The 12,714-nt window shown below is 44.4% G+C and carries 9 protein-coding genes; 5 read left to right on the top strand and 4 right to left on the bottom strand.

Going from position 1 to position 12,714, the window contains the following annotated elements:
* Positions 1 to 516: 516 nt before the first annotated feature.
* Positions 517 to 1,095: a CPBP family glutamic-type intramembrane protease gene (locus tag OU792_RS08030; RefSeq protein ID WP_134201511.1), complete on the top strand. Its 579-nt coding sequence runs from the start codon at positions 517 to 519 to the stop codon at positions 1,093 to 1,095.
* A 23-nt stretch (positions 1,096 to 1,118) separates the two neighbouring features.
* Here the strand turns inward: OU792_RS08030 and OU792_RS08025 are convergent, their stop codons facing one another.
* Entirely contained in the window at positions 1,119 to 4,079 is a 2,961-nt protein-coding gene (locus tag OU792_RS08025) for a glycoside hydrolase family 3 N-terminal domain-containing protein (protein WP_274669915.1), read from the bottom strand.
* 255 nt (positions 4,080 to 4,334) lie between these two features.
* Between OU792_RS08025 and OU792_RS08020 the strand changes: the two genes are divergently transcribed.
* Genes OU792_RS08020 through OU792_RS08005 form a run of 4 tightly spaced genes read left to right on the top strand, consistent with a single transcriptional unit; the run spans position 4,335 to position 8,327 of the window.
* Positions 4,335 to 4,739 (top strand): hypothetical protein, encoded by a 405-nt coding sequence (locus OU792_RS08020; protein WP_134201513.1) that lies wholly within the window; start codon positions 4,335 to 4,337, stop codon positions 4,737 to 4,739.
* Complete coding sequence (gene mutL / locus OU792_RS08015; RefSeq protein ID WP_274669914.1) at positions 4,736 to 6,586, top strand: DNA mismatch repair endonuclease MutL; 1,851 nt, start codon at positions 4,736 to 4,738, stop codon at positions 6,584 to 6,586. Before OU792_RS08020 ends, mutL begins: the two co-directional genes overlap by 4 nt.
* 6 nt (positions 6,587 to 6,592) lie before the next feature.
* Positions 6,593 to 7,384 (top strand): rhomboid family intramembrane serine protease, encoded by a 792-nt coding sequence (locus OU792_RS08010; RefSeq protein ID WP_026945172.1) that lies wholly within the window; start codon positions 6,593 to 6,595, stop codon positions 7,382 to 7,384.
* A 1-nt stretch (position 7,385) separates the two neighbouring features.
* Positions 7,386 to 8,327: a rhomboid family protein gene (locus OU792_RS08005; RefSeq protein WP_026945173.1), complete on the top strand. Its 942-nt coding sequence runs from the start codon at positions 7,386 to 7,388 to the stop codon at positions 8,325 to 8,327.
* Here OU792_RS08005 and OU792_RS08000 read toward each other — a convergent pair whose 3' ends face one another.
* The 3 genes from OU792_RS08000 to rlmN all read right to left on the bottom strand — a co-directional run bounded on the left by OU792_RS08000 (position 8,328) and on the right by rlmN (position 12,710).
* The gene (locus tag OU792_RS08000) at positions 8,328 to 8,804 is read right to left on the bottom strand and encodes an outer membrane beta-barrel protein (protein WP_274669913.1); all 477 of its coding nucleotides are present in this window, start codon (positions 8,802 to 8,804) and stop codon (positions 8,328 to 8,330) included.
* A 54-nt stretch (positions 8,805 to 8,858) separates the two neighbouring features.
* Positions 8,859 to 11,528: a TonB-dependent receptor plug domain-containing protein gene (locus tag OU792_RS07995; RefSeq protein ID WP_274669912.1), complete on the bottom strand. Its 2,670-nt coding sequence runs from the start codon at positions 11,526 to 11,528 to the stop codon at positions 8,859 to 8,861.
* Positions 11,529 to 11,645: 117 nt separating this feature from the next.
* Positions 11,646 to 12,710 (bottom strand): 23S rRNA (adenine(2503)-C(2))-methyltransferase RlmN, encoded by a 1,065-nt coding sequence (gene rlmN / locus OU792_RS07990; protein ID WP_274669911.1) that lies wholly within the window; start codon positions 12,708 to 12,710, stop codon positions 11,646 to 11,648.
* Positions 12,711 to 12,714 lie beyond the last annotated feature (4 nt).

Raw genomic sequence — 12,714 nt, 5'->3', positions numbered from 1 at the left:
GCTGTTCTTCTTCTCCAGAACCAGCACAAGGAAAAATTGACAAAAACCTTCGGGGTTTCTAAAACCCCTAAGGTTTATCAAACATGTCAAATGCTTAGATATTTAGCCTGAAAGCGGGAGGTCGTATTTAAAGTGAAAACTCAGGTCTCATTTTGATTTGTTTTATATAATAGGAATTAACTATTTTTATCTTAGTGAATGGAAAGCGCTTAGTTAACGGACCTCCTAAAATGAAGAAAAAATGGTTAATTGTCAGTGGAAGTATTCTTCTCTCACTGACAATACTTTATCTGATTACATTTAATGTAATGCCACCGCTAGATCGAAGACAGCCCGGCAGTTTCACAAATTTTTATTTAGTCATTTTTACTCTTCCTGTTTTAGTTGCACCAATTTTGGAAGAGATCCGGTTTAGGGGTTTTTTGACAAATAATAAGGTGCTTCAATCGCTCTTCCTTTTGCTCACACCCCTAGGTTTGATTATAACTGGTTGGAATACACTCATTTTTTTTTCTTATGGTGATGGTCTATAGTCTTTTTTTTATTTATAAAAGCTATAGCCAAGATTGGATTTTGGATTTGCTTCTGATTGTTTCGGCTCTTTATTTCAGCCTTCATCATTTGCCCTCAGAAGCAAGCTTAACTAGATCTTGGCTCCCCTTTTTATCACAGTCCTTTTCTTTAGGCCTCATACTTAGTTGGATAGTTATCAATAAATCCATATGGTGGGCTATGTTATTTCATGGGGCTTGGAACCTCCTAGTCGCTATTATCTATCTTTTGGGGCTTCAATTAGTTTCTGAAGATTTAAACAAAGTTGAAGGTGATGGCTACAAGCTTGAATGGAAGAGGGTTCCTTTTTTAGAATCTAATGAGGGCTCCTATAGCCCAGAGGGGAATGAGTTGCAGATTACCAATATGAATCTTCAGGATATTCTTGGGATCGTGAACCCAAGTTTATTGGATTCTTTTGCTATTTCGGAGCCATTTATGAAATATGATATTGAGCTCAAAAGCAATGGTGGGTATGAAATTGTCAAGCGTGATTTGATCCAGGCGCTTGAATCGGACTCGCTCCTTGTTAGAAAGAAGTAAGGTCCTGAGAGGCTGGGCTCTTCTTATCCCTTCCCCTTAGCCATGGCCTGATAGATGATATCATGGATATCCGTTCGGATTCCTTCTCTCAGCAATTTCTTGTTTTCGGCATCGGGATAGACCCGGTTGGATAGAAAAATGTAAATCAGTTGATTCTCTGGATCTGCCCAGGCACAAGTACCGGTGAATCCCGTATGTCCAAAAGTAGATTTGGGAGCGAGCTTTCCGGCCGAACCCCCTTCGCCTTCCTCAGGCTCGGGCTTGTCCCAGCCCCAGCCTCGCCTACTTTGCGTGGATTGACGGGCAGTAAAGGCGCTGACGGTACCGGGTTTCATCAAGCTGACATCTCCATAATAGCCTTTGTTCAGCATGAGCTGCATCATCACGGCTAGGTCATTGGCCTTGCCAAAAAGCCCGGCATGTCCAGCCACTCCTCCGTACATAGCAGCCCCGGGGTCATGCACATAGCCTTGTACTTGCCTTTTCCGAAAGACCACATCATTTTCCGTCGGGGCAATATTATCCAATGGCATTTTTTCATGCGGCTTAAAGGTAAGCGTATGAAGTCCCAAAGGCTCATAAAAATTTTGGTCTAAAAATTCATCCAAGGGCTGATTGACGATTCGCTCCACGACCGCCTGCATAAAGTACATGGTCAGGTCGGAATAGACATAGCGATTTCTCCCAGCCCGCTTGGGTAGTAGTTCGGACTCTACCGTCCACTTCCAAATGCTATCCCGAAGAGATTCTTTGGCATACATGCGATTGGAGATCGGACGGCTGAAGCCTGGACTGGAGCTTTCTTGGTAAAACTCCGACTTCCATCGACCACTTTCCACGGTCTTGGCATAGTGTGGGATAAATGCTTTGAGACCCGCCTCATGAGCCATCACATCCTTGAGTACCAAGTTTGCCTTGTTGGTGCCACGAAGCTCAGGAAGATAGTCCGACAAAGTTTTGTTCATATCCAATTCTCCACGACTATTCAAAAACATGACCGCTTGGGTAGTCGCAAGCACTTTGGTGATGGAGGCCAAGTCATAAACGGTCTCGGAATTTACCTTCGGACTGTTTCGGTATTCCAATTGCCCATAGGATCGCTCAAAAACCACTTTCCCATCTTTTACTACCAATACGTTTGCTCCGGGAGTAGCTTGGATTTTGATCGCTCGATCGACGACGGAATCGATCTTATCCAAGGTTTTGCTGTTTAGTCCTACGCTTTCGGGAGTTCCATAGGAAAGCCTATTTAGTCCACTCAGGAAACCTCCTACGCCGTAAGTAAACTGTCCTCCAGTACTGACAGGTAGGATGCCTTGAGCAGGTCTGCCACCAAAGAGAATCTGTGGAACGATGCTTTGGGTCCAGTCCACATTTTCGTAAGCCATCACCAAGTGGTCGATCCCTTCGAAAAACTTACTGGAGTAAGCATTTCCAAACAGCACATTGACGGTTTTTTGTCTCTGCTGAAGCTTTCTGAGCAAAGCCACATCCCCCGGGGCTATCCCAAAAGCCCGACGGGGGCTATTGGAAATTCCCATCACTCCCACGACGATGACGTCAAAATCCTCCAGTTTCTTCAGCAGATTGTAATGCTCGGATTCACTACTGGCTTTGCCGATATTGAAGTGTTCAAATTTGGCGTATTTGTCAAGTCCCTTCTGGAATTCTTTTCCAGCACCCCCAATGGTCAAGCTGGCAAAACGCTTGGTGTCCAATTGCCTGAAAGGAATCAGATCAGCTTTGTTGGATGCCACGGTGATAGCGCTGGCATAGAGCTTTTCGAGGATCTCATGAGTGGTGGGAGTGACGATTCGCTCAACAAGACGGTAAGTGTCAATTGGTCGATATTGGTTTAAACCTACCTCATATTTTGACTTAAGAATTTTTTTGATTCTGCGATCTATTTCTGATTGTTCGATTTTTCCTTCAGCTACCGCTTTCTTGATCAGCTCCTTTGCTTTGGGGACATTTTGCGAATAAAGCAATACGTCATTTCCGGCGATTAAGGCTTCTACATCGACTTCTCCAGGGCTGTAGGATTTGGTGACTCCCTGCATATTCAGGGCATCGGTGAAGATCAGTCCTTTGAATTTCATCCGTTCTTGCAGGAGTTCAGTTACTACTTTTTTGCTCAAACTGGTCGGGCGATTTCCAATTTCTCCCAAGCTGGGGATATTCAGATGGGCTACCATGACGGATTTCAGGTTTTCCTTGAAAAGCTCCTGATAGGGATAGAGATCCACTTCCCAAATCCGATTCTCAGGATGACGAATCAAAGGAAGCGCATAGTGGCTATCAGCCTCCGTGTCACCATGCCCCGGGAAATGCTTGGCATTGGCAATGATCCCGTGGTCCTGCATTCCTTTCATATATGCGACTGAGCGCTTGGCAACAGCTTGTGGATTTTCACCAAATGAGCGATATCCGATCACGGGATTATCCGGGTTGGAGTTTACATCGACGACCGGAGCAAAATTGATGTGCATGCCCAGTTCCTTAAACTGCCGGGCAATTTCTTCTCCCATTTCATAGATCAGTTGAGTATCAGGGATTGCCCCCAAGGTCATGGCTTTGGGAAAATCAGGAATGGAGTCGAGCCGCATGCCAATACCCCATTCCGCGTCCATGGCAATCAACAGCGGTGTTTTTGCCTTAGCCTGATAGTAATTTGTCAAGCGTGCCTGTCTTTTTGGGCCACCTTGGAAAAAGATCAAACCTCCTAGGTTTTCCTGCTCGACCAAGTTGGCTATCTGATTGACATGATCTTGTCCTTGATTGGAATAGGCTGCTACCATAAAAAGCTGACCGAGTCGCTGATCTGGGCTTAGTGCATTGAATACGGAGTCTACCCAATTGGCCATATCCATATTTTCCACGTCGAGTGGATCCGTCGAATTGGCAGAACTCCAGCTGTTCGACTGGCTGGTCCAAAAAAATGTGAATAAACAGATTAGAACTATTTTCGACAGCAGTTTATGCATTCGAGCTTGATTTTTTATCCTTAATTTTTGAGATAAATTTGTGTCATCACCCTGTAGTTTTAAAAACGAAGAATTCTGAAAATTGCTTCAAACAGGGCTAAATTAAATCCAATTGGACTTAATTAAATTGAAGATACTAAAGTCCAGTCAACATTTGAGCATGGATTTGGGTTTAAATAATATAAATTTGATAGTTGGCAGGTTCGTAATCTGATCTGCCTTTCAAACCTGCTCCCTGAGTCAAAAACTTAACGCATGAAGTTTCCTTCCATCTTTCGTACAGCCAGTCCGAACCGATTTGATATTAAGCCTAGATACTATGATCCAGTCAAGGAGGAATTGGAGCAGCGAACCTCCCGTATCAAAAAAGAATTGGAGGCAGAGGGAAAGCTGGGAGATTTGGATGAGGCTGACCGCTTGAGACATTATGAGACAGGAATCAGAGGAGCTTTTGCACATCATCAGGGGATTCGCCCCAGAGGAAATTCTGTATTAGCCTCTACGGCTATGCTTCGAACCTTGATTTTTTTAATTCTCGTCGGAGGCTTGGCAGGATATATTTATTTCGGTCCTGTGATTTTTGAATACTTGCTTTACATCGTTTTGATCATTGCAGTTGGATATTTCTTCTCTAAGCTGAAAAATAAATCCAAACGATGAGTGATTTGATTCAGCTTTTGCCTGATGCCATCGCCAACCAAATTGCTGCCGGCGAAGTGGTGCAGCGGCCTGCGTCTGCCCTAAAGGAGCTATTGGAAAATGCGATCGATGCCGGGGCGACAAAGGTTCAGGTGATTGTCAAAGAAGCAGGAAAGCAATTGATTCAGGTCGTGGATGACGGACGGGGGATGAGTCCTACCGATGCCAGAATGTCCTTTGAGCGACATGCCACTTCCAAGATTCGCAATAGTCAGGACCTGTTTTCCATTCGGACATTCGGATTTAGAGGAGAAGCTTTGGCCTCCATTGCCGCTGTAGCACAGGTAGAACTCAAAACGCGTCAGGAAAGGGAGGAACTAGGGACTTTAATCCAAATAGAGGGCTCAGAAGTCAAAAAACAAGAGCCGATAGCTACCACACCAGGCACTTCCGTGGCAATGAAAAATCTCTTTTTCAATGTCCCCGCCCGACGAAATTTCCTCAAATCGAATCCTGTCGAGATGCGACATATCGTGGAGGAATTTCAGCGAGTGGCTTTGTCCTATCCTGAGATTGCATTTACGCTGATGCAAAATGATATGGAATTGTTTCGCTTGCATGCCGGCAAACTCAGTCAGCGTATCGTGGGGCTTTTTGGAAAAAATTACCAGTCTCAGTTAGTTCCCTGCGAAGAACTGACTCCTCATGTGAACGTCAAAGGATATATCGGCAAACCTGAATCCGCGAAGAAAACCCGTGGTGAGCAGTTCTTTTTTGTCAACAATCGCTATATCAAAAGCTCCTATCTGCATCATGCGGTAAGCACCGCCTTTGAAGGGATGATTCAGACTGATCAGCATCCATTTTACGTGCTTTTCTTGGAGATAGATCCCTCGCATATCGATATCAATGTCCACCCCACCAAGACCGAGATCAAGTTTGACGATGAGCGGACGGTCTATGCCGTGGTTCGGGCAGCGGTAAGACAAGCTTTGGGAGCCCATCACGTCGTGCCGTCTTTGGACTTTTCATTGGATGTCAACTTCAACGATAAGTGGGATAAGGATCCTGAAAATAAAATCAAAGTAGATCAAGAGTACAGCTATAAGACCTTCAATACACCGGAATTTAAAAAGTCCAGTGCTTCAGGTTGGGAAAAATTATTTGAGGTAGATTTTAAGGGAGGGCCAGCAGTCACCTCACAAAAGTCCAATGAGGATGATATGGAAGTCTTGACTTTCTCATCCCGGGCCAATCCAGAGAGCGAACCGAACATTCTCAATTCAAAAGAAATGCTTGAGAATACCGGGACGACCTTTCAAGTCGAGCTAAATTACATCGTAGCCCAGATGTCAACGGGTCTTTTGATCGTGGATCAGCAGGCAGCGCATGAGCGGATTTTGTACGAGCGCTACCTGAAGCAGCTCAAATTGGCCCAAGGACCTTCTCAGCAAAGCTTATTTCCTCCAGTGATCGAGCTGAGCCCGAGTGACTTTGAATTGGTGTCGGGCTTACTTCCTGAGTTGCATAGTCTGGGTTTCATGATTTCTGTTTTTGGGAATCAGGCTGTAGTAGTGCAGGGAGTTCCTGCAGATATTCAGGTCAGAAATGAAAAAGAGCTTTTTGAAGGCTTGATCGAGCAATTCAAAAACTTCAAAAACGAATTGTCATTGGATACGCGGGAAAATTTGGCCCGTTCATTAGCCAGAAAGTCTTCTTTGAAGAGAGGTCAAAAGCTCAACGATCAAGAGATGGAGACCCTCGTTGGGCAGCTATTTGCCTGTCAAAATGCGAATTATGGGCTTTCCGGGAACAAAACCTTTGTAAAATTGGATTTAAGCAGCATCCACTCCTTCTTTGGGAAATAGAATCTTATGTTTAGAAATATCACGCCAGTCGTACAGAATTTACTTTTAATCAACATCGTTCTTTTTTTGGTGAGCGGATTTGTTTTGCCTCAGTTGAATGAATGGTTTGCCCTTTATTACATCGGTAGTCAGTATTTCAAGCCCTTTCAGTTTTTGACTTACATGTTTATGCATGCCGATTTTTGGCATTTGTTCAGCAATATGTTTGGGCTTTTGATTTTTGGGCCGCTCTTGGAGCAGTTTCTTGGCCCCAAAAAACTCCTCACGCTTTGGATGATTTGTGGGGTTGGATCGGGAGTTCTTTACTCGGGCTACAATATCTATAGAGTCAACCAACTGGAGAGTAAAGTTGAGACCTTTGTCAATAATCCGGATCCTGAAGTTTTCAATCGAATTGTGCTGGATAATCGAGGATTTTTTCAGCGATCTGTCTTTGATTTTGTAGATGAATACAGCCGAAACCCTGGAGACCCGGCGAAAATCAATCAGGCGAAGCAGACCCTAAACGCCATCATCGATATTCAGTCGAATATTCCGATGGTAGGAGCTTCTGGAGCCTTGTTTGGAATTTTGATTGCCTTCGCCATGTTGTTCCCCAATACGCAGCTATTCTTGCTCTTTCCGCCGATGCCGGTAAAGGCTAAGTATCTGGTTCTATTTTATGGGCTTTATACGATTTACAACGTATTGGTAAATAATCCCCTCGACAACGTGGCGCATTTTGCCCACCTGAGTGGTTTGATTATTGGTGGAGCATTGGTGTATAAGTGGAAAAAAGACCGAAATAGTTTTTATTGATATGTACGGAAATTTTTGGGAAAATCTAAAGAACGCCTTTAAGCATGGAGACAATAGCCTTTACAAGCTGATCGCCATCAATCTCATCGTTTGGGCAGTATTTATGGTATTGCGCGTAGTGATGACCATCGGTGGAATCGGGGATACTTATGGCTCGCTGATTTCCTGGTTTATGATGCCGGCCTCTTTACCCAAATTGGCCATTCAGCCTTGGAGTATTTTTACCTATATGTTTTTGCATGAGGGGATTTTTCACATCCTGTTCAATATGCTATTTCTCTACTGGTTCGGTTTGCTGATTCATCAGTACCTAGGTAGTAGAAAACTCGCAAACCTCTACATTTTGGGTGGTTTGGCAGGTGGTCTTTTCTATTTGTTGATCTATAATTTGGCTCCCTATTTCAGCAATTCTGTTGATTCCTCCATGATGCTAGGTGCAAGTGCGGGAGTTTTCGCTATTGTCGTTGGTGCTGCTACTTTGTCACCAAATACGACGTTTTTTCTCATTCTACTCGGACCGGTGAAGATCAAGTACATCGCGATTTTCTACGTGGTGTTGTCTTTTGCCAATAGCGCAGGAGCAAATGCCGGTGGAGAACTGGCACATCTCGGTGGGGCCTTGATGGGATTTTTATATGTAACCCAGCTCCGAAAAGGAAATGACTGGGGAGTGCCGATTCAGAAGGTTGGAATTTTCTTTGAAAACCTTTTTGGGTCCAACCGCCCTCGAGTAAAAGTCAGTTTCCGCAAAACGCAAAACAAAAGTGGTAGCTTCAGTTCATTTAATAAGTCTGCAAGCAGTAGTAAGACTACGCCTGTAAAAGGTGGCTCGGAGGCTACGCAGGAAGAAATCGACCGAATTCTAGACAAGATTGCTGACAAAGGCTATGATGCCCTGTCAAAGGATGAGAAGCGCAAATTATTTGAGTTCAGCAAAAAGTAATCAGAGCGGAAAAGCCAATCCAACCCGAAATCCCAATTCCCTTCTGTTTTGACTTTGGAATTTGAATTCGGTACTTAACCCTACCCAATCTACAAGAGCAATGTAGGCGCCCACACCCATGTTGGCTCCATTGAATGTCCTTCTCACTCCGGGATCTCCTGGTTGCGTATTTTCCCAATCCTGGCTATATCCTGCCATGAAGTAGAGTTGGGATGGCCCTTCAGAAACATAGTAACGAAGATCAAAACTGAAGTTTGTTCGATTTCCTATGTTGGGAAAATGATAGGTAAAGCTGGGCATTAAGGCAAAGTGCTCCAAGAAAAAATACTCTACACCCCCACCTATTCCAAACTCTTGCCATCGAAGGCCATAGGTTCCAAAAGCGTGAACCCGAGCATCTCCTTGCTCCTGTGTTTGGGAGTAGGAGGGCAGTGCCATTAGTAGACCCAAAAAACAAATCACCAAAGCCTTCTTCATAGTCAGTCGTTTATGCTGAGAAATTAGAGGGCTTTGGTGAAGAAAACAATATTCTTATTCGAAAATTTTTGAGAACAGTCCTATTCGACCGCTTTCATCCATTCCTTCCACGATGATCAGTTGTCGTTTTGCCTGATCGGTATTGTAGTACTCCATGGAGATTTTGCCGGACTCGCCCACATTCACCAGCGGATTCCAGTAAATGGTGGCCCGTTGATCAGTGAGAGCCGTTTCCATGGATTTTTCAGAGTAATCAGGCTGATAAAACTCCCGGGCAATAGAGTAGCCACCGTAGGTCGTGACTAGGGTTCCACCCACACTTGGGGTGAATCCAGCTCCCTGTTTGGTATATACAGCAATTACTCCGTTGGCTCCTTGAGCACCAAAAATGGCCGCTCTCGCCGGATCCTTGAAGACATCCACACTTGCCACATCCCGTGGGCTAATCTGAAGTAGAGTTGCTGCATCCACAGGGATATTATCCAAAAGGAATAGCGGTGTGGTGCCTGAGTTCACCGAACCCACACCTCGGATAGTAACAGCTACGTCCAAACCGCTGACGAAAACCTGTACGCCGGAGACCCGACCTTGAATCAGTTGAAAAACATTGGTGAAGCCGACCGATGAAGGGATCTTGTCAGGAGTGATAGTCACATCACCACTTCCATAGATCTTGCGAACTTCCTCTTCTTCCCGCTCGATGGTTTGTCCTTCTACTGTAACCTCTTCCAAATCCACTAAATCTGGGTCTTCGTTCATTTGTTTCATCATATTTCGAGCCTGAAAACTCTCAGCCAATCCCTCAGGCCATTGGATTTCCTTGACATATTCTCCTGTGATTTTTGAGAAAACCGGCTCTGGACGAATCACCTCGACATCAATAAAGGTTTTTAATCTGTTGTCTTCGGCGGTGATGGTCACCTTGGCAGAGTCCTGATAAACCAAATCCCTAAAAATAAACCGACCGTTGGGTCCATACTCAGAGGTGACGATTTCGATTCCTTCGCCGACTAGTGCCGTGATTTTTCCTCCAGCCAGACCTTTTCGGGTATCTTCTTGATCGGTGATTTGACCTTCGATATTGATTCCCCGCTCGATGAAATAGTCAACTTTTGGGATTTCCTGTTCCAAAACCTCCTCCCAAGTAAATCGTCTCCAGCCATGGGTCAACATGACCAAATCCATCGCGGCTAAGGTTTCTGGTGAATTGTCCTTGAAATAATAACCTGGTAAATAAATTTTGCCAGGGAGATCCGAACTCAAAAGGATTTGAGATGCAATCGTACCATAAATATCACGCTCGTCTTCTACCTGATCAGCATCCAGAACAGCTATCGAAAAGGTACCGGGTTGAACCTGTCCATTTAATGAATTTTGAAGCTCTAAGCTGAGTTTTTCCCGAGGTTGCATTGATCCCTTCATACTTAGGCTAAGATCAAGGTAGTCTTCGGGATGGATAAATATAAGTCGCTCTAAAAGTGGTTTTCCAGTAGCATCCAAAATACTGATCTGATTGATACCTGCGATCAGATTTTCTTTCGGAATTCGTACACCCCAAACGCCATTGTTGAGGCCACCTTGAATCATGTAATTCACAATCCCACGAGTCTGACTCACCAAAAGCAGTCCCTCTGCCGGGATATTGCCTTGCACAAATGCCGTCACGTAGCTTGCTTCAGGATTATTTACTACCTGAAGTACCATGCCATTTTCAAGTGGCTCCGGAAGGGGAATAGTTCTACTCTCTTGGGTTTTGGGATCTGTCAATACAGCCTGATACTTCTTTTTAGTAGGGGTCAATTCAAATTTCCCCAAACCGGCAAAATTGCTTTCAAAAGCTACTTCCTCCCCTAAAATTTCTCCTTGGAGTTGATAGGGTTCGCCATTAGGTGCCACAGCCCGAAATGCCATGGTTGACTTTTTCCCAATCAGCCAATTACCACCTTCTGGGAGGAATTGAATGTCTGCTAAACTTAAGCTGTATGGCAATCCTAGTTTTTTGCTTACTGGATAGTTTTCATTTTCCATGAAAATCAATTCAGCATGGAGGCTTTCATAGGGTTCTTCAGGAATAGAAAAAGAGAAAGAAGCCTGTCCGTCTGCATTGAGAAGTAAGTCTTGCTTGTACAGCTGCTCTCCGGACCCGAAAATCAAAAGTTCGACTGATTCTGAAGAAAGGGGGTTCCCCTTATCGTTGATTGCTGTCAACTCAGATTGATAGCTTACTTTTCCTCCTGCGGTGGTGATTTGCTTGATTTCAAGGTTTGGAAGAAAGCTCCCCGCATCTCCATCAATGACCTGAAGGCTTGTGTTGAAGAAAAACTCTTCTCCGAAATTCCGCATCCAAGCCGTGTAGGCTTTGACTTGATAGGTTCCTGCCTTTCCAAATCGAGGCAAAGAAAAATCCCCTTTTCCGCGTCCATTCTCCAATTGGACGATGCGTTGCTCCAGTAATAAGCCGTCACCGTCAAAAAGGTCTACATAAAGCGTGGCACTGAGAGGGGATAGAATCTGCGAACTTCCAGCTACCAAATAGGCACTGAACCAAACATCCTCTCCAAGTGTGTAGGTGTGTTTGTCGAAATGCAAGTGAGCCTTTTCAGGTGGACTTTCTTTTTGGTAAGTGTCAAAAAAGGATTGGATTTGACTTGGTAGTCCTTCTTGCGCAAAGCCTGAGAGACCAAAAGAAAAAAGAATAATGGCCCCAATAATTATTTTTCGCATAAAAAGAGTTGGTTTAGTACTATCTGTATTTTGACGAAAAGAAAACCTTTTGGTTTAATCTTAAGAGATCGTAATAAAACTAAATAATCAACAAATTTAAAAGTGAAAAAATCTTAATTATTGGATTAGGTCTGCTACTTCATTTTTGTTGGCTAGTTGTCCGCAAGCAGCATCGATGTCCTGACCTCTGGATTTGCGTACTTTTGCTACGGTACCATTTTGCTCTAAGATGCGGACATAGAGATCCACGGCTTCCTGCTTTGCCTGTCGGAATTCACCCTCATCGATGGGATTGTACTGGATGATATTGACTTTGGATGGGATGATCTTACAAAACTTGGCCAAAGCCCTCGCATGCCGCTCATCATCATTGATGCCTTCCCAGATGACATATTCGTAGGTGACTTTTCGCTTAGTTTTTTGGTACCAATATTTTAAGGCTTCCGCTAGATCTTCCAAAGGGCTGGAATCATTGATCGGCATCAGTCGGGAGCGGGTTTCATTGATGGCGGAGTGTAGAGAGATCGCTAAGTTGAATCGGACTTCATCATCTGCCAATTTTCGGATCATTTTGGGAATGCCTACGGTAGAAAGGGTAATTCTTCGCGGTGCCATTCCGAGTCCCTCTGGAGAGGTTATTTTTTCGATGGCGGAAAGTACATTGTTGTAGTTCAGCAAAGGCTCTCCCATTCCCATAAATACAATATTGGTCAATGGACGCTGAAAGTAGGTTTCTGCTTCATCTTTGATAGCTACGACCTGATCATAGATTTCATCGGGATTCAGATTTCGCATTCGCTTGAGTCGGGCGGTAGCGCAGAAGTTGCAATCCAGGCTACAGCCGACTTGGGAAGAAACACAGGCAGTAATCCGCTTGGAAGTAGGGATCAAAACAGACTCGACGATTTTATTATCGTAGAGTTTGACGGCATTTTTGATCGTGCCATCCTGGGAGTGCTGCATGAGATCGACCAAGATGTGATTGATTTCAAAATGCTTTTTGAGCATCTCACGAGTAGCGAGGGAAATATTGGTCATTTCGTCGAAGTTTTTCAGCGACTTGTTCCAAAGCCATTCGTAGACCTGTTTGGCCCGAAACTTCTTATCTCCCACAGATAGGAAAAACTCCTCCAGCTCTTCCAAGCTCAGTTTTCGTATGTCCCTTTTTTGGATCTCTTCCATGCTG

This window comes from Algoriphagus sp. NF, assembly GCF_028823735.1.
Taxonomy (GTDB): Bacteria; Bacteroidota; Bacteroidia; order Cytophagales; family Cyclobacteriaceae; genus Algoriphagus; species Algoriphagus marincola.
This window is presented reverse-complemented; position numbering and strand designations above follow the sequence as displayed.

What these genes read in the sequence shown, in the direction of transcription:
- OU792_RS08030 (WP_134201511.1), top strand. Translation starts at nt 517, where the DNA reads ATGGTGATGGTCTATAGTCTTTTTTTTATTTATAAAAGCTATAGCCAA.
- OU792_RS08025 (WP_274669915.1), bottom strand. Translation starts at nt 4,079, where the DNA reads ATGCATAAACTGCTGTCGAAAATAGTTCTAATCTGTTTATTCACATTT.
- OU792_RS08020 (WP_134201513.1), top strand. Translation starts at nt 4,335, where the DNA reads ATGAAGTTTCCTTCCATCTTTCGTACAGCCAGTCCGAACCGATTTGAT.
- mutL (WP_274669914.1), top strand. Translation starts at nt 4,736, where the DNA reads ATGAGTGATTTGATTCAGCTTTTGCCTGATGCCATCGCCAACCAAATT.
- OU792_RS08010 (WP_026945172.1), top strand. Translation starts at nt 6,593, where the DNA reads ATGTTTAGAAATATCACGCCAGTCGTACAGAATTTACTTTTAATCAAC.
- OU792_RS08005 (WP_026945173.1), top strand. Translation starts at nt 7,386, where the DNA reads ATGTACGGAAATTTTTGGGAAAATCTAAAGAACGCCTTTAAGCATGGA.
- OU792_RS08000 (WP_274669913.1), bottom strand. Translation starts at nt 8,804, where the DNA reads ATGAAGAAGGCTTTGGTGATTTGTTTTTTGGGTCTACTAATGGCACTG.
- OU792_RS07995 (WP_274669912.1), bottom strand. Translation starts at nt 11,528, where the DNA reads ATGCGAAAAATAATTATTGGGGCCATTATTCTTTTTTCTTTTGGTCTC.
- rlmN (WP_274669911.1), bottom strand. Translation starts at nt 12,710, where the DNA reads ATGGAAGAGATCCAAAAAAGGGACATACGAAAACTGAGCTTGGAAGAG.